The organism is Escherichia sp. KCJ4928, from assembly GCF_004352695.1.
Taxonomy (GTDB): domain Bacteria; phylum Pseudomonadota; class Gammaproteobacteria; order Enterobacterales; family Enterobacteriaceae; genus ECMA0423.
This window is the reverse complement of the sequence record NZ_SJWV01000605.1, coordinates 1-464: the sequence shown is the minus strand read 5'-3', so window position 1 is coordinate 464 and position 464 is coordinate 1. Positions and strand designations below refer to the sequence as shown.

Annotated in this window: 1 protein-coding gene; it reads right to left on the bottom strand. The window is 60.6% G+C overall.

Translation table 11 applies throughout. The features are described from left to right. Positions 1-464 (bottom strand): IS66 family transposase zinc-finger binding domain-containing protein (locus E0D98_RS25820; protein WP_205713041.1); only part of this gene is annotated, 464 nt, incomplete at both ends.

Here is a 464-nt window from a genome sequence, read left to right as displayed (position 1 = left end):
GGCCAGCAGCCCCGGTCCGGCGATACCCCGCTCGATGGGCCGCGAAGGTGCAGGTGCCTGCACGATGGCATCGCACTGAGTACAGGCATGTTTTTCCCGTACCGTCCGGATAACCCGGAAGGCGCTACGCATCAACTCCAGCTGTTCGGCGGTATCCTCGCCCAGATAGCTCAGTGAACCGCCGCAGTTCGGGCAGCACGGCGCCGCAGGCAACAATCGCTTTTCGTCACGGGGTAGTGATTCAGGGAACGGCTTACGGGTGCGGGTCTGACGCAACGGACGCTGTACTGCCGGGTCATACACCCTACCAGTCAGCGTATCGCTCTCTTTCTGAAGTCGGTTCAGATCGGCTTCCATTTGTGCGATACGGCGGGAGACTTTTTCGGAACGACTGCCGAAGTTCATCCGGCGGAGTTTATCCAGCTGCGCCTGCAGATGGTCTATTTCGCGCTCCCGGTTGCTCA